Raw genomic sequence first — 2,498 nt, 5'->3', positions numbered from 1 at the left:
AACACAGTGGACGCGAGCAACTGAGGACAAGCCCTCGGCCTATTAGTACCAGTCAGCTCCACCCCTCACAGGGCTTCCACATCTGGCCTATCAACCCAGTCGTCTACTGGGAGCCTTAACCCTTCAAGAGGGTGGGAATACTCATCTCGAAGCAGGCTTCCCGCTTAGATGCTTTCAGCGGTTATCCTTTCCGAACGTAGCCAACCAGCCATGCCCTTGGCAGAACAACTGGCACACCAGAGGTTCGTCCGTCCCGGTCCTCTCGTACTAGGGACAGCCCTTCTCAATATTCCTACGCGCACAGCGGATAGGGACCGAACTGTCTCACGACGTTCTAAACCCAGCTCGCGTACCGCTTTAATGGGCGAACAGCCCAACCCTTGGGACCGACTCCAGCCCCAGGATGCGACGAGCCGACATCGAGGTGCCAAACCATCCCGTCGATATGGACTCTTGGGGAAGATCAGCCTGTTATCCCCGGGGTACCTTTTATCCGTTGAGCGACAGCGCTTCCACAAGCCACTGCCGGATCACTAGTCCCGACTTTCGTCCCTGCTCGACCCGTCGGTCTCACAGTCAAGCTCCCTTGTGCACTTACACTCAACACCTGATTACCAACCAGGCTGAGGGAACCTTTGGGCGCCTCCGTTACTCTTTAGGAGGCAACCGCCCCAGTTAAACTACCCATCAGACACTGTCCCTGATCCGGATCACGGACCCAGGTTAGACATCCAGCACGACCAGAGTGGTATTTCAACGACGACTCCACAACCACTGGCGTGGCCGCTTCACAGTCTCCCACCTATCCTACACAAGCCGAACCGAACACCAATATCAAACTATAGTAAAGGTCCCGGGGTCTTTCCGTCCTGCTGCGCGAAACGAGCATCTTTACTCGTAGTGCAATTTCACCGGGCCTATGGTTGAGACAGTCGAGAAGTCGTTACGCCATTCGTGCAGGTCGGAACTTACCCGACAAGGAATTTCGCTACCTTAGGATGGTTATAGTTACCACCGCCGTTTACTGGCGCTTAAGTTCTCAGCTTCGCCACCCCGAAGAGCAGCTAACCGGTCCCCTTAACGTTCCAGCACCGGGCAGGCGTCAGTCCGTATACATCGCCTTACGGCTTCGCACGGACCTGTGTTTTTAGTAAACAGTCGCTTCTCGCTGGTCTCTGCGGCCACCCCCAGCTCACGGAGCAAGTCCGATCACCAGGCGTGGCCCCCCTTCTCCCGAAGTTACGGGGGCATTTTGCCGAGTTCCTTAACCATAGTTCACCCGAACGCCTCGGTATTCTCTACCTGACCACCTGAGTCGGTTTAGGGTACGGGCCGCCATGAAACTCGCTAGAGGCTTTTCTCGACAGCATAGGATCATCCACTTCACCACAATCGGCTCGGCATCAGGTCTCAGACTTATATGCACGACGGATTTACCTACCGTGCGTCCTACACCCTTACCCCGGGACAACCACCGCCCGGGCTGGACTACCTTCCTGCGTCACCCCATCGCTTACCTACTACAAGTCTGGTTCATCGGCTCCACCACTACCCTCAACTCCGAAGAGATCGGGCCGGCTTCACGGACTTAGCATCGCCTGATTCAGTACTGGGCGTTTCAAAGCGGGTACCGGAATATCAACCGGTTGTCCATCGACTACGCCTGTCGGCCTCGCCTTAGGTCCCGACTTACCCTGGGCAGATCAGCTTGACCCAGGAACCCTTAGTCAATCGGCGCACACGTTTCTCACGTGTGTATCGCTACTCATGCCTGCATTCTCACTCGTGAACCGTCCACAACTCGCTTCCGCGGCTGCTTCACCCGGCACACGACGCTCCCCTACCCAACCCAACGGGCGTTGGCCCTCATGTTGGATTGACACGACTTCGGCGGTACGCTTGAGCCCCGCTACATTGTCGGCGCGGAATCACTTGACCAGTGAGCTATTACGCACTCTTTCAAGGGTGGCTGCTTCTAAGCCAACCTCCTGGTTGTCTCTGCGACTCCACATCCTTTCCCACTTAGCGTACGCTTAGGGGCCTTAGTCGATGCTCTGGGCTGTTTCCCTCTCGACCATGGAGCTTATCCCCCACAGTCTCACTGCCGCGCTCTCACTTACCGGCATTCGGAGTTTGGCTAAGGTCAGTAACCCGGTAGGGCCCATCGCCTATCCAGTGCTCTACCTCCGGCAAGAAACACACGACGCTGCACCTAAATGCATTTCGGGGAGAACCAGCTATCACGGAGTTTGATTGGCCTTTCACCCCTAACCACAGGTCATCCCCCAGGTTTTCAACCCTGGTGGGTTCGGTCCTCCACGAAGTCTTACCTCCGCTTCAACCTGCCCATGGCTAGATCACTCCGCTTCGGGTCTAGAGCGTGCAACTCAAACGCCCTATTCGGACTCGCTTTCGCTACGGCTTCCCCACACGGGTTAACCTCGCTACACACCGCTAACTCGCAGGCTCATTCTTCAAAAGGCACGCAGTCACGACAG

Annotated in this window: 1 rRNA gene (running past one end of the window); it reads right to left on the bottom strand. The window is 56.4% G+C overall.

The annotated features are described in order from the left end of the window. Positions 1-22: 22 nt before the first annotated feature. Positions 23-2,498: ribosomal RNA gene (locus tag AC0682_RS31370) — 23S ribosomal RNA — on the bottom strand (it continues 136 nt past the right edge of the window).

This window comes from Streptomyces sp. NPDC043746 (assembly GCF_056436485.1).
The sequence above is the reverse complement of the archived record's forward strand: the minus strand, read 5'-3'. Positions and strand labels throughout refer to the sequence as shown.